Origin of the sequence: Anaerococcus porci, from assembly GCF_034090325.1 — a bacterium.
Taxonomy (GTDB): Bacteria; Bacillota; Clostridia; order Tissierellales; family Peptoniphilaceae; genus Anaerococcus; species Anaerococcus porci.
The window spans coordinates 1-18,552 of record NZ_JAXDSU010000099.1 but is presented as its reverse complement, the minus strand read 5'-3'; the positions used below and the strand labels follow the sequence as shown (position 1 = coordinate 18,552).

24 protein-coding genes are annotated in these 18,552 nt (G+C 31.4%); all 24 read right to left on the bottom strand.

Features of this window, described 5'->3' with window-relative positions:
- Window positions 1-160 (bottom strand): IS3 family transposase (locus SOR60_RS10070; RefSeq protein WP_320595865.1); only part of this gene is annotated, 160 nt, incomplete at its 3' end.
- 16 nt (window positions 161-176) lie between these two features.
- Complete coding sequence (locus SOR60_RS10065) at window positions 177-560, bottom strand: transposase (RefSeq protein ID WP_320595864.1); 384 nt, start codon at window positions 558-560, stop codon at window positions 177-179.
- Window positions 561-742: 182 nt separating this feature from the next.
- The gene (locus SOR60_RS10060) at window positions 743-880 is read right to left on the bottom strand and encodes a hypothetical protein (protein WP_154541750.1); all 138 of its coding nucleotides are present in this window, start codon (window positions 878-880) and stop codon (window positions 743-745) included.
- Between the two features lie 79 nt (window positions 881-959).
- Window positions 960-1,544 (bottom strand): hypothetical protein, encoded by a 585-nt coding sequence (locus tag SOR60_RS10055; protein ID WP_320595863.1) that lies wholly within the window; start codon window positions 1,542-1,544, stop codon window positions 960-962.
- Window positions 1,544-1,960: a hypothetical protein gene (locus SOR60_RS10050; RefSeq protein WP_154541746.1), complete on the bottom strand. Its 417-nt coding sequence runs from the start codon at window positions 1,958-1,960 to the stop codon at window positions 1,544-1,546. The genes SOR60_RS10055 and SOR60_RS10050 overlap by 1 nt, the downstream gene beginning before the upstream one ends.
- A complete protein-coding gene (locus tag SOR60_RS10045) occupies window positions 1,953-2,672 on the bottom strand; it encodes a DUF4417 domain-containing protein (RefSeq protein WP_154541744.1) in 720 nt (239 codons plus the stop codon). The genes SOR60_RS10050 and SOR60_RS10045 overlap by 8 nt, the downstream gene beginning before the upstream one ends.
- Entirely contained in the window at window positions 2,635-2,817 is a 183-nt protein-coding gene (locus SOR60_RS10040) for a hypothetical protein (protein ID WP_154541742.1), read from the bottom strand. Before SOR60_RS10040 ends, SOR60_RS10045 begins: the two co-directional genes overlap by 38 nt.
- The gene (locus SOR60_RS10035; RefSeq protein WP_216629213.1) at window positions 2,810-3,355 is read right to left on the bottom strand and encodes an ImmA/IrrE family metallo-endopeptidase; all 546 of its coding nucleotides are present in this window, start codon (window positions 3,353-3,355) and stop codon (window positions 2,810-2,812) included. Before SOR60_RS10035 ends, SOR60_RS10040 begins: the two co-directional genes overlap by 8 nt.
- A complete protein-coding gene (locus SOR60_RS10030; protein ID WP_154541740.1) occupies window positions 3,348-3,707 on the bottom strand; it encodes a helix-turn-helix domain-containing protein in 360 nt (119 codons plus the stop codon). Before SOR60_RS10030 ends, SOR60_RS10035 begins: the two co-directional genes overlap by 8 nt.
- Before the next feature lie 140 nt (window positions 3,708-3,847).
- Complete coding sequence (locus SOR60_RS10565; RefSeq protein WP_326831251.1) at window positions 3,848-4,378, bottom strand: restriction endonuclease subunit S; 531 nt, start codon at window positions 4,376-4,378, stop codon at window positions 3,848-3,850.
- Window positions 4,379-4,380: 2 nt separating this feature from the next.
- The gene (locus SOR60_RS10025) at window positions 4,381-5,451 is read right to left on the bottom strand and encodes a restriction endonuclease subunit S (protein WP_320595862.1); all 1,071 of its coding nucleotides are present in this window, start codon (window positions 5,449-5,451) and stop codon (window positions 4,381-4,383) included.
- A complete protein-coding gene (locus SOR60_RS10020; RefSeq protein WP_216629214.1) occupies window positions 5,438-6,427 on the bottom strand; it encodes an HsdM family class I SAM-dependent methyltransferase in 990 nt (329 codons plus the stop codon). The genes SOR60_RS10025 and SOR60_RS10020 overlap by 14 nt, the downstream gene beginning before the upstream one ends.
- 97 nt (window positions 6,428-6,524) lie before the next feature.
- Entirely contained in the window at window positions 6,525-8,798 is a 2,274-nt protein-coding gene (locus SOR60_RS10015; protein ID WP_320595861.1) for an ATP-binding cassette domain-containing protein, read from the bottom strand.
- The gene (locus tag SOR60_RS10010; RefSeq protein WP_176269697.1) at window positions 8,791-9,219 is read right to left on the bottom strand and encodes a MarR family winged helix-turn-helix transcriptional regulator; all 429 of its coding nucleotides are present in this window, start codon (window positions 9,217-9,219) and stop codon (window positions 8,791-8,793) included. Before SOR60_RS10010 ends, SOR60_RS10015 begins: the two co-directional genes overlap by 8 nt.
- A 146-nt stretch (window positions 9,220-9,365) precedes the next feature.
- Complete coding sequence (locus SOR60_RS10005) at window positions 9,366-10,181, bottom strand: N-acetylmuramoyl-L-alanine amidase (protein ID WP_320595860.1); 816 nt, start codon at window positions 10,179-10,181, stop codon at window positions 9,366-9,368.
- Entirely contained in the window at window positions 10,182-10,583 is a 402-nt protein-coding gene (locus SOR60_RS10000; protein ID WP_176269699.1) for a phage holin family protein, read from the bottom strand.
- Window positions 10,584-10,587: 4 nt separating this feature from the next.
- Complete coding sequence (locus SOR60_RS09995; RefSeq protein ID WP_176269700.1) at window positions 10,588-11,976, bottom strand: hypothetical protein; 1,389 nt, start codon at window positions 11,974-11,976, stop codon at window positions 10,588-10,590.
- Window positions 11,963-13,756: a hypothetical protein gene (locus tag SOR60_RS09990; protein WP_320595859.1), complete on the bottom strand. Its 1,794-nt coding sequence runs from the start codon at window positions 13,754-13,756 to the stop codon at window positions 11,963-11,965. Before SOR60_RS09990 ends, SOR60_RS09995 begins: the two co-directional genes overlap by 14 nt.
- Window positions 13,757-13,845: 89 nt before the next feature.
- The gene (locus tag SOR60_RS09985) at window positions 13,846-14,208 is read right to left on the bottom strand and encodes a hypothetical protein (RefSeq protein WP_176270262.1); all 363 of its coding nucleotides are present in this window, start codon (window positions 14,206-14,208) and stop codon (window positions 13,846-13,848) included.
- A gap of 2 nt (window positions 14,209-14,210) precedes the next feature.
- Window positions 14,211-17,282 (bottom strand): phage tail tape measure protein, encoded by a 3,072-nt coding sequence (locus SOR60_RS09980; RefSeq protein WP_320595858.1) that lies wholly within the window; start codon window positions 17,280-17,282, stop codon window positions 14,211-14,213.
- Between the two features lie 54 nt (window positions 17,283-17,336).
- The gene (locus tag SOR60_RS09975) at window positions 17,337-17,651 is read right to left on the bottom strand and encodes a type II toxin-antitoxin system RelE/ParE family toxin (protein ID WP_176270264.1); all 315 of its coding nucleotides are present in this window, start codon (window positions 17,649-17,651) and stop codon (window positions 17,337-17,339) included.
- Window positions 17,648-17,947, bottom strand: coding sequence for a type II toxin-antitoxin system RelB/DinJ family antitoxin (locus SOR60_RS09970; RefSeq protein WP_176270265.1), 300 nt, complete (start codon window positions 17,945-17,947; stop codon window positions 17,648-17,650). Before SOR60_RS09970 ends, SOR60_RS09975 begins: the two co-directional genes overlap by 4 nt.
- Before the next feature lie 56 nt (window positions 17,948-18,003).
- Complete coding sequence (locus SOR60_RS09965) at window positions 18,004-18,168, bottom strand: hypothetical protein (protein WP_176270266.1); 165 nt, start codon at window positions 18,166-18,168, stop codon at window positions 18,004-18,006.
- Window positions 18,169-18,185: 17 nt separating this feature from the next.
- A partial coding sequence (locus tag SOR60_RS09960) for a hypothetical protein (RefSeq protein WP_320595857.1) occupies window positions 18,186-18,552 on the bottom strand: 367 nt, incomplete at its 5' end.

The following is an 18,552-nucleotide window of genomic DNA, read 5'->3' as shown; positions in this document are numbered from 1 at the left end:
AATATTTTCTTGTTTTTTTGGAAAAGCTCTTTACTTGTATTTTTAGTTTTTGTACTAGTCTTTGTACTTTCTTTTTGTTTATGATTAATCCTAATCTTTTTAACATTGCTGTTATTCTTCTATATCCATAGTTTGGATTTTCTTTTCTGATTTCTAATATCTTTTTTTCTTCGTTCTTAGTTTGATTTTTTAGGCATATTTAAAGGTCTTCCTCGTTTTTTTGATTTTAGTCCTTCAATTCCCTTTTTTCTAAAATATATTACCCATCTCGATATTAAAGTTGGATTATTGAATTTAAGTTCATTTGCTAGGCTTTGATAGGACATTTCTCCTGTTAGATACAAGTTTACTACATTTAGTTTAAATTCCAAAGTGTATTTTGTATTCTCTCTTTTCACTTTTAGACCTTCATAGCCTTGAGATTTGTACGCATTTACCCATTTTCTTACTATGCATTCTTGTGGTATTTTATATTTTTTAGCTAATTGACTGTATCCTATTGTGTTTTTTAGATACTCTTTTACGACCATCATTTTAAATTCTGTACTGTATTTTGCCATTAAAAAACTGACCTCCTTAAGTTGTTTTTTAGGTCCAACTTTTGGGGCCAGTTCATATTTTCCTCGTCTTTTTTCTATGATAGGACTTTTGCAACAGCCCCTAATTTTTTGTCCAAATGCAAACCACTTGGGACTATTATTCAATTTATTCTTTTTAACAAATGTTCCCATTTTAATCCCAATTACAGTTTTTTATCTTCTGCAACCATTGAATTTACAAGATTTTTTATTTTTTTGCTACTACTCCCACTCTTCTTTTGCAAATGTACGAGTGGTGCAGAAGCATTCAAAATACATAATTTTATTTTTTCTAATATCACTAAATCCACCTAATTATAGGATATTTTTAAATTTTCAGTCCCAGTACCAATACTTTTTTAATATATGCATAACCACTATCTATAATTCTAATATTTTTCGCTTTACATGAACCTTATATTTAGGAGACTTTACTTCAGTATCTAAATCATCATCTATCCACTCAGATTTTACCTCTTCTATAGATTTTATTTCCATTTCAACATCTTCAGAGAATGTTATTTTAGACATAGGAGTAAAAATGGAAGTTTGCGAAATACAAAATTTCATAATTCCAAAATCGAATATAATAGCTTGATCTATTTTATAAACTTCATTTTTATCTTCATCTTTATAATCAATCATAATAGTATCTCGTATTATATTTATACCTACAACTTGCTTATTAATTTCTTTTGTATAGAGATCTTCTTCCATAACAGAATAATCAAACTTATTATCTTTCAATATTTTAGCGTCATAGCCTGCCAACTCTTCTTCTGTTCCAAAATATGGTACTAATCTATAATCATTTTCTATTTCTATAAAACAGTTTTGTAATTCTATCTTTATATTTCCATAACTTCTATTATAATCTTTCCAATCATCAGCACATATATTTACTATTATTTTACCCTTAATCTTTTTTAAAGTTTCTAAACCCTTATCTGAAATAATTAACCCCATTAATTATCCTCCTTTAAGATAAAATGAATTTTCTGTGATTTAGTATCGCTGGCATTTTTAATATTAATTTCCATTGCAGGACTATCTTTTGTTGATGTTTTAACTCTATAAGTCGCATAACTACCATCAGAAAAATTCACTAATAATCCATGTTTATTAGGTAATATTTTAATATTCCCGCCTTTAGAAAGCATTTTCCAAAATTCTTGAGCTGTTTTATATTGATTATTAGACTTTATTACCCTTACTTTAGAACTTTTGCCACTTTCACCAAAATATCCAGACTTAGTTTTTTGAAACTTTTTCTCTAATTTTTTGATATTATCATTTATATTTGATAAATTAAATTCTATTTGTTTAGATTCTTCTTTATCTCCATTAGTTCCATGAAATAGTCCTGAAGATGGTTTACTCATAAGACTCTTCCAATCTTCTATCTAAATCTGTTTTATAGGTTTTAAAAGGAATTTTTTTACTATTTAAAGTGTTTGCTACTTCTTTTGGTACTCTCCCATAAATCGCTATTGCAGATGGTTTTTTCTTCAAAATTAGATAATTTAGCCCTTGTTTTAGTCTTTCTCGATTAGATTTATCTCTAATACAACCATGCGTACTTATAAAAACTAAACTATTTTCGGGAATCCCATCTGTACAATAATCAAAACTAGAAACTCCATTTGATCTATAATTATTAATGACTGGAATACCATTATTAGCAAGAAAACACCCAACTGTTCTCATTCTGTACGTATTATATTTAGCAATAACTTTTGGAAAATCACTATTAGTGGAAAAATCTGGCTGCACTACCGCCTCAAATGGTGTTAAAAATTTTAGCCATTCATAAGGTTTAACCCAAATCCCACTATTTTTTGAATCAAACTTATAATCATCTTTACTAAAACATACCGTTGCTTTAAAATCGGGATCTTCTTTTTTTATTTCTTTTCTTGCTTCTTCAAATGTTATAATTTTAGTTGGAAATCTCATCATTGTTGATGGACAAATAGGAATATCATCTTTACCTTCAAATTCCGAATTTTCAACCATAAATGCATTGAAATTATCTTTTAAACCTTTTCTTGGTAATTTAACATTTAAAACTGTTTTGATTTGCTTTTTTCTCATTACACCCTCCAGCTCTTAAATCATTGATTTTTAAAACTGGATTTGATATAATTAATTTGGAATTATTAAATAAAATCCAGTTTAAAGAACATACTTTAGTTTGCGCCAACAATCTAATAAGTGTGTTTTTTTCTTTTCTAATCATTTCCCCATCCTTCTTCTTCATACTTACTTAATTGATACTGAGCCATCCTATAAGTCACATTGCATTTTTCCATAATTTCATCTATACTCATGCCTTTTACAATATGTTTTGGTACAAGCAACTCACCAGCAAAGCAATTTGCTTGCCACTCTGGATCTTCATAGACTCTTCTTTTCATTAAATCTTCCTCTCTTCTACAAAAAGACACTGTTTCTTCTCCATGTATTAACCAATGAAGTAATTCATGAGAACATGTTGATTTTGAAAATCCATCATTATCACAAGCCTTCTCATAAATATCTTCTCGTAATTTTATTAAGTTTTCTGACGGCACAGTTTCCCCATATTTTGTCCCCATTTCATCAATAGAACATATTTCTAAGTTAAACACTCCTTTGTTAGATAAAAATTCTATAACTTGTACTATAGGAAAATCAAGCTTATTTTCAAACCCAAATAACTTTCTAAGCTCATAAGCCATTCTTCTTAAATCCTTTCTAGATAAAGGAGCTGCTATATATCCGCCTATATCACTCACCATCCTTTTTTAAAAATAAATTCATTTTATCCACCTCTTCTTCATTTAAATTATCTAATTCTCTTGCAAATGAAAATACTAAATTTCTCTTTTTAGAATTCAAATCATTCAAATTAATCTCTATTGATTTTTGAGATTCTTCTATAGATTTCTTTAATTTATCTTGTTGTTCTTGGTCAAGACTATACAAGTTAACTATAATTTCATACCAAGAATCTGGCATTTTCTTTTTACCATTTTCAACCGCTGACAAAAATGAGGAGCTGACATCAAGTTTTTTTGCCATTTCTTTCATTATTTCGCCATGGTCTAATCTTAATTTTCTTAAGAAAATTCCTAATTGTGTAAGCATATTCAATCCTCCTTGCATATATTATATACTATTCTTAAGTCTAAATCAACCTTTTGAGATTGATTTAGGTTGTTGTTTTGAAAAATTTTTTTCTAACATAAAAAACCGCAAGTTTTATGCTATTCTTGCGGTCTAATTTATCAATTCAACAATTTGTAATAGTAGTCTAGGATTTTGTACTCTTCTTTTATTTCTCCTATTTGCATATATTTTTTCATATAAGCAAAATCAATATTTCCTAATTCATTGATAGGCAATAATATCTTTTGCCTTTTGAGTCTTCCAGTTCCCATTTTATAACCATATCCATATTTTTCTTTTTGTTTAGTTATGACTGTTGTTAAGAATAAAGAAGAATATTTGTTTTTATATTTAGGAATTAGCTTTCTTGTATCATTTCCATATAAAGCTTTATAATCATGGTAAAAAGCATAACCTACAGATCCATTTCGATTTACACTTATTGCTTTTTCTTCTAAAGTTTTATTTATATTATTAACAAAATAACCAATACCATTATTTTGAGCTGTTGCTGTTACATAAGGGATATTTCCATCAATTCTTTCCCTTTCATAAATATCTTTTCCTGATTCAATATCAACAATATCTTCAAGCCAAAATTCTTTCCACTCTTTTTTGTGAAGTGGAAGTAATTTTTTCTCATAAGAAATGGCTAACTTATATATATATATATATATTCAAGCACTTTTTGAAGATTTTTAGCTTCTATTTTTTGCATAAATTTGCTCATATATGCCCAGTTAGGTTCACCATTTTTATCTGTGGGTAAGATAAACTTTTCATTTTTTATTCTTTTGTCATTTATTTCTCTATTGAAAGAATATTTTTCTTCGAGTCTTTTCACTATTGTAGCCATAAATAGATAAATGTATTTATCAGCTTTATCCAAAGTTAAGGAAGTAACATGGTCGCTTGCTATATACTCATATTCATGATAAAAGCAAGAGCCAACACTTCCACTATTAGCAAGTGTAATATTATTATTGAATTTCCTTAGATTTTCATAATTTCCAATAAATCCATCTAAGCCATTATTCAAAGACGTTGAAGAAATATATGGCGTATTACCATCTATGTGATCGTCTTTTTTAAGTCTTTTTCCTCTCTGTATTTTCCTAAATACATCATTGAAATTAAATTCTTTCCATTCAACATCTTCAAGTCCTACTAAATCAAAAGATGTTTCAAGCATTTTTTGCTCATAATAATCTATAACTTTCTGTGCAATGTCTTTTTGCTCTTGCTTAATATAGTCTTCCATAAATTGCCAGTTGGGATTGCCTTTATTACACACTGGTAATAATATTTTTAATTTACTTAATCTTGAACTTGAACACATTCTATTATAAGAAAAAATATTCTTTGTGGCATTATCTATTGAATTTATACAAAATAATAAATGATTTTTGTTAAGGTTATATAAAGGAGATAAGATATTAATTCTTCCATGTGATACAGCATAATAATCAAAATCTTGATAAAAGGCTTTACCAAACATATCAACAGTAATAGTATTTTTAGGGATAATTTCACTTATACCATCACCGCGATTAATAAATTTTGTTATTCCATTACTGTTAAACCCAGAAGAAATTAAAGGTATATTTCCACAATCTAATAAGTCAGCCTTGTTATCTCCTTTAGATAAATAAACTTCAAAAATATCTTTTATCTTAAACTCTCCCCACTCCACATCATTTAAAGATAATCTATTTTGTTTCATATTCTTCACTATCTTCAGCAGCTAATAAAGAATTATCGTTAAATGATTCCTCTTCTTCATCTTTAACCCCAAAAAGATATCCTCTTCCATGAGTAATCATATTAACTTCAAATGTAATATAATCAGCAATTGTATTTTTAAAATCTTCATCTGTTGGAATCTCATCATTAAAATAATAAAACGAATGTAACCACTCATCATCAGCTTCTATTGTTGTATTTACGCAAAATTTTGTTTCTGCTTCAACTCTATCAAACCATACATCAAGAAGATGTTGCTTTTTGTCTTTTGCTGATGGAGTTTCGATAAGTCCAATATGCTTTGCAACTTCATATCCATCGTCTTCAAAATTAATAAATTTACAAATTTTATCCTTATGGTGAGGTATACCAGCAGTAAAAATAGCTATGCATGGGTTTGTTCCAACTCCATAAAAAGTATTTTTATTTAAGGTTATTACACCTTCAAGTGTATGATGTTTTAATATATTAGCCTTAGTTTCTTTTTCGTATTTTGTCTTACCTGTCATTGTAGATTGAGGTACAATAACTGCAACTCTTGCTCCTTCTACAAGTGAATTAAGTAAATGTTCAGTAAAAGATATTTCATATAAATTAGGATTATCTTTTGACCCTTGAGAGTAAGGGGGATTCATCATTCCAACAGTACAGCCTTTTAATTGTAGCTTAGCAGGATTTTGTTTTAAGAAATCTTGATTTTCAAGATTACTTTTGCCATCTCCTCTTAAAATCATATTCGTAGTAGCAATAGTAAACATATACGACTGATCTTCTATTCCAAATAGTTGATTTTTTCTAATATTATCTTTTTCAAAATCATCATCTGTTTTTTGCAGCATATCATGCATAGCTGCAATTAAAAATCCTGCCGTTCCACAACATGGATCTAAGACTCTCACTACTTTGATACAATTTAATGCATGACTTTTTGAAATGACTATAATACCAGTTTGCACACCCCTATTTAAAAAGCGTTAAAAGGTTTAGAAATAAAAAATCGCCTGTACCATAAGTTGGCACAGGCATACAAAAATTTATGCTTATTTATAAATATCAATCGTATGAGATAATTTTACCTCTATTAATAAATTGTCTTAAATGTTCAGCTGTATAAGAGTTTCTATACTTAATAAAATCTATAGGATAACCTTGAAACATCAATTTCCCTCCAAGTTTTCCTCCCTTTGGGCCAAGATCTATGATCCAATCCGCCTTGCTAATTACAGATAGGTTGTGTTCAATTATTATAAGAGTATAACCTTTTCTTATTAATTCATGCATAAGGTTCATTAAATTCTCTATGTCTGATTCATGAAGTCCAGTAGTAGGTTCATCCAATATTATTATCTCAGATATATTATTTAATAGCATTTGAGCTATCTTTAGTCTTTGAAGTTCTCCACCAGAAAAAGTGTCAAGGGTTTGTCCAAGCTTAATATAGGATAAGTTTGCTTCAATTAATGACTCTAAAACTGCATTTATTTTTGGATTGTCATAAAACATTTTCCTAGCTTCTATAGCTGTCAATTCAAATACCTGACTAATATTCTTACTCCTATATAAATAAGAAAGAGCCTTGTCGTTAAATCTTTTGCCTTGGCATTTTTCACAGATATATTCAGAGTCTCCCAGATAAGCTAAGTCGAGTTTAATAGTTCCTTTCCCTTTACATTCAGAGCAGGCTCCTTTGCCTGTTACTGAAAATAAGGACTTGTCTACCTTATTTTCTTTGCTAAATATTTTTTTAATCTCATCATATATTCCCAAATAAGTGACAATGTTAGAACGACTGGAACCTACCGGCAGACTTTGATCCAAAATTGTAGAATCAGGATACTTATCTTTAAAAAGTTCTCTTATCAAGGTGCTTTTTCCTGAACCTACTAACCCTGTTACTAGGGTAAGAGCATTTTTAGGAATTTTAATAGATATATTTTTTATATTATTTTTGGAAACATTATTTAATTCATAGAATGTTAGGAAGTCTTTCTTTTCTTCATTTATAAGATGCTTTTTCAAAAATGACTTTGCAGTTATTGTACTAGACTTTAATAATTGAGAGTAACTTCCTTGAAAGGTTATTTCTCCTCCTTGTCTTCCTGCCCCTTCTCCAAAATTTATAAGGTAATCACATTCTTTAATCATATCTAAATCATGGTCGACATATAAGACAGTGTTTCCCTTATCTTTAAGTCCTTTAAAAATATTTATAATTTCCTTTATATCTTCCGGATGAAGTCCTACACTTGGCTCATCAAAAATATATAAAACATCAGACAAAGAGCTATTAAGATATTTTATCATCTTTATTCTTTGGGATTCTCCTCCGGATAAAATTGTGGTAGGTTGATTTAATTTTAAATAATCTAGACCAACAAGAGATAAACTTTTTAATTTAATTTTTAATCCATGAGTAATTTCACTAACATTCTCATCTTTAATTTCAGCTACAAAATCAAAGAGATCATTAATTTCCATATTGGTACAATCTGCTATAGACTTCCCTTTTATTTTCGCACTTAAAACTTCTTCATTAAGTCTTGCTCCGTGACAAGTCGGACAAGTTTCTTTTATTAAAATCCTATCCAAGTCTTTTTTGCATTGTGGATTTTCTACATTTACAAAACTTTCCATAATTCTTGGAATCACGCCAAAATATTTAGCTGTTTTATGCCAATTAGGGTTTGGATTTTCAGGTTTTATTTTTTGAGAATATAAAAGCAAATCAAGTTCATCTTTATTATAGGCAGATATTTTTTTATCATTGTCAAAATATCCCGATTCTGTATATCGAGTTAATCTCCATCCTCCATCTTTAAATGTTGGAAAATTTATTGCATTACCATTTAAAGATTTATCAAAATCTATTAATTTATTAACGTCAATTGAGTTAACTTCTCCTAGTCCTTGGCAAGTCTTGCACATTCCTGCTGGATTATTAAATGAATATTTCATAGAATAACCTATAAAAGGTCGAGCAAGTCTAGAGTACAAAAGTCTCAAATCTGAATATATATCCGTAACTGTACCTACTATTGATCTGGAATTACCTCGAATTCTCTTTTGATTTATAACCAAAGAAACAGGAAGATTTGAGATGAAATCTACAGGCGGTTTTTTATATTTAGGTAATAAGTTTTGAACATAACTCGAGTAAGTTTCATTTAAAAGTCTTTGAGATTCACTTGCTATGGTATCAAAAACAAAGGAAGACTTTCCCGAACCAGATACTCCGGTAATCGCTATAAGCTTATGTTTTGGGATTTTTACAGAAATGTTTTTCAAATTATTTGTTCTAGCATTTTTTACTTCTATATAATCATTCATCTTTTCTTATTCTAGCCTTTCTAAGTTCCTTTGAGAATTTATTGGATAAATCAATAAAGTTTTCTTGCTCCTCATTTGTAAAAGATTTTATAGCTATTTCGTAAAGGGTCATGTGTTTTCTTGAAATATTTATTAGCAAATCCTTGCCACTATCTGTAAGAAAAGTATATAGCTCTCTTCCATCTAATTTATTTGGTATTTGCTCAATATAGCCCATTGTTTTTAATTCTTTCAAAGCCTTTGATAATTTAGTCCTGGATACTCCTAAGATTAAGCTTAATCCTGAAGGTAAAATTTTTCCTTCTTTTTCAACTTGATATAAAATATCATATTGAAGCCATGTAATTTCTTTTGGATTGACAAGGCTTCTCTCTGCAACCATTTCGCACTGTAATTCTATAAGTGTTGCTTTTAAATCCATAACTTGATCTCCCTATTCTATATAGTTTCTGTTTAGAAATTATATCATATTTCAAATTATTTTTGAAGCCTTTTACAATTACAAATTACATTTAAATAAATCCAAAAAAATACCTGTACCATAAGTTGGCACAGGCATGATTCTTTCTATAATATTAATTGATTTACTATTTTTTGAACTGCATAATAGTCATATCCAGCATTAGTTAATCTCCTTTTTCTCTCCTCTCCATTGCCCCAATCACCTCGTATAACTTCTCTAGCTAATTGGTCGATTGTCTTGCCAACTGGATAATAAACTATCTTTCCATTTGCATCAAATACTTTTAGTCCAAATCTATCAGCACATCTTTTGGCATTATCTAAATTTCTAAATGCACCTTTCTGGCTTTTAGCATCAGACCAGGATTTTCTTACTCTATATAAGTTGTTTGTTGATTTGCTGATAGAGTTATTTCCTCTAAGTCTTTTATTTACTTCACTTGCAATATATGGAAACTTACTTCCAAGGTATGGTCCTGGACAGTTTGTATTGGAGTACCACTCATGCTTTTGAAGGACACCATCTTTTCCTCCAGTGTATGTGCAATTCTTGATTCCATTTCTTCTACAAATATCAGTTACTAGTTTGATTAAAGTTTCTAAAACCTCATCACTTACTGGCCAATTGCCACCATTACTTGAATTTGCAACTTCAATAGTAACTGCTCGATTATCGCACCATGATGAAGAAGTACACCATGATCTATGGCTCTCATCAACACATAATATGACTTTATTATCCTTCCCAATCCCATAGTTACATGATGCCCGTCTTGACCTTGGTTTAAATATTTCTCCTATTACTGCTGCATTAATTGCTCCGGCCGTGTGGTGGATGGCAATTTTTGTGATTGGTTGATTTCTTCTTCCACTATGATTTGGGCTGTAATTTACCATATTTACTAATTTACTATTACTCATTTATTTGTCCTCCTTAAATTGTTCTAATAGAGTTTTTAGTTTTTCCGGAACGGGAAGTCCTAAGGCTACAGAGTTTTCTAAAATAGAAAGTCCTTCATTTGCTATATAAAAAAAGATGATGGCGCATCTTACAGCGGTTCCATCACCTTTAATTAAATTAACATCGCATAGGTTTGCTATTCCTACAACTATAAATATCATTATCTTTTTTGCTATTCCTTTAAATCCTATAGCTGATGATAGCTTTTTCTCGACTCCCGCTCTTAATACTCCTGTTATATAGTCTGCTATCACAAATGCAATTAAGGTGTAAATAAATGCGTCAATACTACCAAGATAAAAACCTAAGTAGCCACCTAGTGCTGCAAAGCAAATCTTTACTGTTTCTAAAAATTTATTCATTGTTTTATTCCTCCTCTGTTAGTGTGTAAGTTATTTTCATGGTCTTATCTGCTGTCTTTAATATTGGACTTGATAGGTTATTAATTGTTCCAAGATATGGCGTGTGAAGGTATAAGTTTTTATACAAAGTACCGCTCTTAACACCATATCCTATTCTAAATGGTCCCATCTCAATTGTAGGAGTGCTTACATAAGGATAAGGTGTTCCTGAGTAATCTTTTCCATAGTTTTTTATAATCTTATCATCCTTAGTTATACTAAAATCATAGCCTAGTATATGATCTCCCCATTGATACAAGTAACTATAGGTGTTTCCTCCTTGCGAAAAGTCAGACTTAAAACCCATATCCATATAAGATATATCTACAGGATTATTGATATTTATTTTATATATTCTTTTTCTATCTCTATTTATTGCATAAAGATATCCTTCCTTTATCACACTTCCTATAGACCTGTAAGCATAATTTGAATCCTTACTTGGGTATGATCCTAGGTCATCCAACCTAATATCACCTAAATCCCATTGATCTACTTGTGTGGAATAATCATCCTTTTTTATCTTTATTCGTCTAATTAACCCGCTATCATAGTTGGATTTAGTTAAAAATCCATACCAATATCCATCTTTTCCATCGTAAAAACTTCCGTCATTCCAATAATAGAAGTCTCCATAATACTCAGTTAAGTCTATTGCTGTCTTCTCTATTTCTTGAAATCTTGATCCTAAAACTGAATCTGTCAAACCAATACTTGAATATGCTTCTTTAAATTTTATTATCTCAAGAGTCTTATTCTCTCTTGGCCATAAGGATATAAATGTATTATCAGTAGGATTCCCTTCAACTAAGCCTATATATGCTCTTTGAGTTTCCTTATTAACATCTAAATATGTTCTATTTAATAGTAAGCAGGCATTTCTACTGAAGCTATTTCCATAATAAAACCTCCCAGCTCTATAGTGAGTCAAGGCGAGCGATGCAATTCTTCCATTAGCTTGTGATGTAGAAAAGTCCCAGACAAACTTATATCCATCCTCCAAAGGAACTGTCTCTGTTAGATTTGCAGAACCTCTTAACGGATTATCTGTAGAGTTCACATTATCTGATGCATATCCAATAATAGAATTATCTGATGGTGGAATAATATTATTAGGATCTTCTTCTAATGGATTCTCAAAAAGTAAAATCCCTCCATAGAGTCTATTAGCTACAGGAAAAATCTCATCTTTAAATTCCGCCTCTCCTGAACCATGTAAGGGATACATAAGTCCTGATGGATTAAGTCTAAGTATATCTGAGACTGCATTTGTTATTAGGTTTTCATCTTCGTACACTTCTTTCTTTTTAGTTTTGACATCAGTTAATTCAATGACTGATTTACCCTTGAGCATTTTCTTCCTCCTTATCTTTAAATTCTGTAGTTATTTCTTCTTTATATTTTCCAAGACTTAGTCCTTGATATTTAAATCTTCTTACTTTTTCATTAAATATAATCGGTGTTGGAACTTGTTTTTCTACTTTGTATTCATCTTTTAATTTTCTAAGCAAAAATGAGTGTTCAAGTTTTATTCTCTTCCAAGTTTCATCAATTTTTATCTTTCCATCCCAAGCCTCTGTTGAACCTAGAGATTGACCAGATATTGCTGCAATAGCATTATTTTTTCCAATCATAGCTTGCCCTGACTCTAATCGAACAAGTACCGAGAAGTTGTTCATTGTTTTTTCCTGAAGTTTAGTTAGGGGATAAAAAAGATTTAAAATATGGTTTCCACTTAGGTAAATTTCTTTTGAAATGTGATGTTCTATTTTTGTATCGTTGAATACATAAGTGATAACAAGTCTAGTAGGTAATTCAACATTCTCTATAATCTCAACTTCCTCAATAACTTCTTTCTCCTCAAACTTTGGTGGATCATAAGACTTCTTATCTTCAGTTAAAATTTCAGTCTTTTGAATAACCTTTCTTTTTATCTTCTTAGTTTTTTCTTCTGTACCGCAGACAATGTTTAATAAGATTGATGCATTAAATAAAGCCTCCGTTTCTTTATTGGAGGCAAATTCTATTCTGATGATTGGTGTATCTGTAGTAGTCAATTTAAAAGCTGAATAATTAGAATAGGAATGAACTACTAACTTTTCAGATTCAATTTGATTTAACAGTCCTACTATATTCTTATCATTCTTACTCTTAGCTTTAGATAAATATGGATTCTTACCTACACCAAGAATTCTATGCTTGCTATTTATCTTGTATTCTATGTCAGTTATAAGCCCTTCAATCTTTTCTTCTGCATAAGAAATAGCTATCCTATCTCCAACATCAAGACTGGGGTCGCCTATGGTTACCATATCAAAGGGTGTGTGATGAATTTTACATATTTCTGTAAGAAGAGCCTCACACATCCTCTTTCTTTTTTCCGGAAGACCTAACTGCATCAATGGATTTATTCCAAGGTTCATAGTTAGTCCATCATCATTTTCTAAAGAGTAGTATTCAGCTATTTTTGTTTTTGCATTTGTTGAGTTGATAGCTGTGTATCTTGTTTTAAAGTCAGAAATAGATGATGAAAAACGCTCTGTTGTTTTAATTTCCGTTGAGATGCTTTCAGAATATTTCTTTAATGCCAACTTGCCATCACGACTAATCCCCGCAAAAGCTCCAAGGGTCGATGCTATATAATGGATGAAGTCCCTATAGGTTTCTATATCATGGTCTTGATAAATGGCGAGAACTTCTTCTCCATTTACAAGGGACTTCACTTCATCTTCTGTCATACCTAGTTCTACCTTGCACTTTTCACATGAAAGACTTAGAAGTTCATATGCTGTACCAAAGGTATCTGTTACAGGGAAGTTCTTGTCAAAACGTAACATATAGTCATAACCTTTAAGTTCTAATATTTTCTTAGAACGATTAGCCTCTGTAACATCAAAGATTCCCATTGGTATGGTTTCTGTTGTCTTATTTTCTAATTCTTGATGGTAGAATAATTCAAGCCTTGAACCCTCAAGAGAATATCTATCTATATCAGAAAATAGACTAATACCAAATTCTCCAGCATAGACAGTTCCTATCTCCAGTTCAGTAGAGCCGGAAGATGACCTGTGAATGTACCCTGAACCTTTTAATATATCTTTATTTATAAAGGGAATAATCGTTTCATCTTTCAAAATGATATTTCCCGTCCAATAAAATTTACGAGAATTCTTTTTTATGGCTATTTTATATTCATTGCTTGTAGGATACAATCCACCACCTCCTAGTATTCTTCTAAATTAAAAGATACTTCCCACAATCCTTTATAAGAAGTATCTTTTATTAGTTTGACTTGAAACTTATCTATATACATTTGTGTCTCTTTTAGTTCCAACGTTTCTGTATCTAAGAATTTCACTGTTAGATTAGACTTATTTGATAATTTACTTAAAGTCTTTACTAGCTTAGGGCTACATGAAAACACCACTGATATGCTTGCAACCTTACTTCTTACAATATCTCTTTGAATAGTACCTGCCTCCGTCTCTCCACCTGTATCTGCCTCAATGTCACGAAATTCCAAATCATAAGAATTAGGTAGAGGCAGATCTATTCCTTCAATGATTAAATATGATTGATGTTTCAAAACTAACGACCTCCACTTCTTAAATTCTTACGCATTGTAGCACTTACTATTACCTCATCAAGGAGTGTACCTCCAAGATAAACTGGTATAATTATATCTCCTGCGTTTTCCGATTTAACATTTATATTTGCAAGTGCATCCGATATCTGTCTTCCTATATCAATTCCATTTACAGCGGATTCTTTATCGTATCCGCCTATGCCAATAGCTGATATATTTGGACTTAAAACCATATCACTTGCGACATTTTTCATAGAAGATTGAACTAGTCTTCTACTCTTTTCTATTCCTTTTGATAAGCCTTCCATAAAGTCTGGCATCCAAGATTCATAATCAGTTAGTGGACCAACATCTGGAACTGAAAAGTGTAAGTAAGACCTGATGGTTGATGCTACATCTGAAACTGCAGATACTACATTTCCTATGGCATTTCGAATACCTCTAGCAATTCCATTAACTAAATCAGCACCCCATGAATAAGCTTGAGATGCAAGATTCTTTATGAAGTTTACAGCGTTATTAAATCCATTTCTAATTGTAGATTGAATATTTGACATGGTAGATGAAATACTTGATCTCATGGAATTAAATGCAGACGATACTGCTGACTTTGCAGTATTCACCGCAGACGAAATAGTCGACTTTATATAATTCCAAGCAGATGAAACAAAAGTCTTAATATTATTCATCGTTGATGAGATAAAGGTCTTTATCCCATTCCAGATTGATTCAAGGATTGTCTTAATAGAAGTCAAGATAGTCTCAATAGTCGTTTTTATATTGGTCCAGGATGTAGAAATAAATTCTCCAATAGCTGTGATAACTGTTGTTAAAAACTCTTTTAGTCCATTCCAAATAGTCTCTATCTTTAGCTTTATTCCATCAAGAGTTGTAGAAATAAAGGTCTTAATATTATTCCAAGTGGTTTTAAAGAATTCTCCTATTGCATTAAAGACTTCTGATGTTTTTGTTTGAATAGCAGTCCAAATGGTTGAAAAGGTAGTTTGAACGCTAGTCCATAAACTCGTAAAGAATTCTCCTAAGCCTTGCCATAGAGTCTTTGCTCCTTCAATAAAAGTGTTCCAAGACTGAGTTAAAAATGTAGTAATTGAAGCCCATATACTATTCCAACCTTCTGAAATACCCATCCATAGATTGGAAAAGAAGTCCTTTACTCCTTGCCATAAAGATTTTATTCCTTCTACAAATCCAGTCCATAAATCATTTAAAAATTCTGTAATTGCCGTCCATGAAGAAATCCATGAGTCGGATATTCCCTGCCATAGATTTACAAAGAAGTCTTTTATTCCATTCCAAATAGTGACTGTTGATTCTTTGATGGTTTCCCAAATGGAGATGATACCTTCTCTAAACCAGTCGCATTTTTTCCATAAAAGAATAAGACCAGCTATTACTGCACCAATAGCTATGGGAACAATTCCTATGGTTGATACTACTGCAGTGATTGCTGGAATTAATGTGCCTGTAAATACCCCTACTATTTTTGTAATTCCACCAACTATTATAGGTCCTTTAGTCATAATAGTTCCTATTGACCATACAAGTTTTCCTACAATCATAAGGACAGGACCTAATGCTGCTACAAAAAGCCCTATACCTGCAATGACACCTTTTACTGGTCCTGGAAGGGCGTTAAGTCCATTTACCAGTTTTGTTAATATATCTACTGCTTTTCTAACAGCAGGCATAAATAATTCTCCAAAGGAAATAGCAAGTTCCTCTAGGGCAGATTGTAATATCTTAAGCTGCCCGCCTAAGTTATCCTGCATTGTTTTAGCCATTTTTTCTGCTGTTCCATCTGCATTATTTATTGCACTTGATAGTTTTTCTACATCTTCCGGCGCTGCATTCATAATGGCAAGAAAACCTGACATAGCTTGTTTGCCTACAAGTGCTTCAGCATTTGCCACCTTTTCTGATTCACTCATCTGTGAGAAAGCAGATCTACAATCCATTAAGATATCATTTAAAGATCTCATAGAACCATCAGTGTTGGTAGTTTGGATACTCACTTCTCCAAAACTCTGTCCTGATAAGGTTAACTCTCCATTTAGTTCTGTCATTATCTTTCTTAACGATGTACCAGCTTGCGAACCTTTAATCCCTGCATTTGCCATTAGTCCAATAGCAAGAGCAGTATCCTCTACAGAGTATCCAAGAGAACCGGCAATTGGTGCTGCGTATTTAAAGGTCTCTCCCATCATGGATACATTGGTGTTGGCATTAGATGATGCAGCAGCAAGAACATCTGCAAAGTGAGATGAGTCTTCTGCTTTTAAACCAAAGGCTGTAAGGGCATCAGTAACGATATCTGAGGTAGTTGCTAAATCCTCACCACTTGCTGCAGCAAGATTCATAACGCCATCAATACCACCAATCATGTCTTTAGTTTTCCAACCAGCCATTGCCATGTAGTTCATAGCCTCTGCCGCTTCACTTGCAGAAAACTTTGTTTTTGCTCCCATTTCACGAGCTTTGTCTCTTAGTGCATCAAAGTCAGAAACGGTTGCTCCGGATACTGCTTTTACTTTAGACATACCGGAGTCAAAATCTGACGCAGTCTTTACAGCTGCTACTCCAAGACCTGCTACTGCAAGAGATACTGGCATCATTTTTCTTCCTACGTTTTCTATATTTTGCCCTGTATTTTGCCATTTTTCCCCAGTAATAGCTATATTTTGAAGAGTTTGATTAGTAGTTGCTCCTTGTCTTTCAAGAGATTTTAAGGCTTGTTCTGTTTCAATAATTTCACGTTTAAGGGCATCATATTGTTCCTGTGAAATCTTTCCTTCAGCAAGAGCCTGTTCCGCTTGTTTTTGTGCCTCTTTTAATGAATTAAGCTTGTTCTTTGTCTCCTCTAAAGTCTGTCCTAGTAGTTTATGTTTTTGGGAGATAAGTTCAGTGTTGCCTGGATCCATTTTTAAAAGCTTATTTACATCACGTAGTTCTGATTGAGTATGCTTTATTTCAGTATTAACTTTTTTAAGGGCGTCTTGAAGTTTGGTTGTATCTCCACCAATTTCAACAGTGATCCCTTTTATTCTATTTGCCAATCTCTCACCCCCTAAATTTGAACATCAAAAAAGCACCTAGTTTTTCTAGATGCCTTATAAAATATCTTCGTAATTTCTTTTTGAATATAATATGCGGATTATTTCTACTAGACTTTTCTCATTATTAACTCGGTAAAATATAAGGTAATTTTTTACAGGACAAATTCTTATATTTTCACTATATAAATCCTCATCTTTGTATCTTTTAAACCTCTCGGGCATTTGCTCAAGATCCCTAATCGACTCTTCTATTTTTTGAACTAACCTTAAAGCAGATAAATCCGAATTCAATGTTTCAGAAATATATTCATATATATCGAGTATATCTCTTTTTGCTTTAGATGATATTATAATGTTGTGCTTAATCATATTTGTTCATAAATTGATTGAAAAGCATCATCTACATTTTCAAATTTACCATCTTTTAAATCTTGTATACCTTCCATTAGCGTTTTATTTAGTTCATCTTTTGAAATATCTGAAATATCAACAAGTTTTGCATCCGGTAATTTTACATTAAATGGTAAGCCCTTGTTAAGAATTATCTGTCTATAAAACATATCCACGGCATTTGATGGGGGTATACCTAAGGCATTGAGAATCTCCTCTGCTTTATCTTTGATTTCCGGTTTCATTCTGATATTTAAATTTGCTGACTTAGCCATAATACTCCTCCTTTTGAATTAATTATACTACATTCGCCTACACTATGTCAATACAATTAAAATTTATCGAAGTCATCTTGTGTGGCTACTTCTTTGTATTTATAACTATCATTATTTTTTTCTGTAAACATATCGTTCACTAGACCTATAGTTAATAAATCTAAATCAGAAATAGATAAACCGAGTTCCACTGCCCTTAATAGAAACAAGGGCGTAGTCATTGATCTTTCAGTTGGTCTTACTTTTTTTTAGAAACTTCCTCCGTCTTAATATTAAGTCCCCAAAGTTCTATTAACTCTGGTAGGATTTGATAGATTGAAAATGTGGAGAAGTTGTCGAGCCATTCTGTTGGATCATCCGGCACAGAATCGTCACCATGTTTTGCCATAACATAGGCTATGTTCTCAAACAGTTCTAAAGATCCTATGTCTAAATCGGATTTGTCCTTATCATTTTTCTTGATGGATTTCTCCAAAGCCATTAGATCTTTAAAAATATCTCTGCCAAATTTTAATCTATATATTCTTGGTATTGCTGCTGATGCACGAAAGATAACATCTTGTCCATCAATTTGTATTTTCTTTGTTAGTGCCATATTATTTACC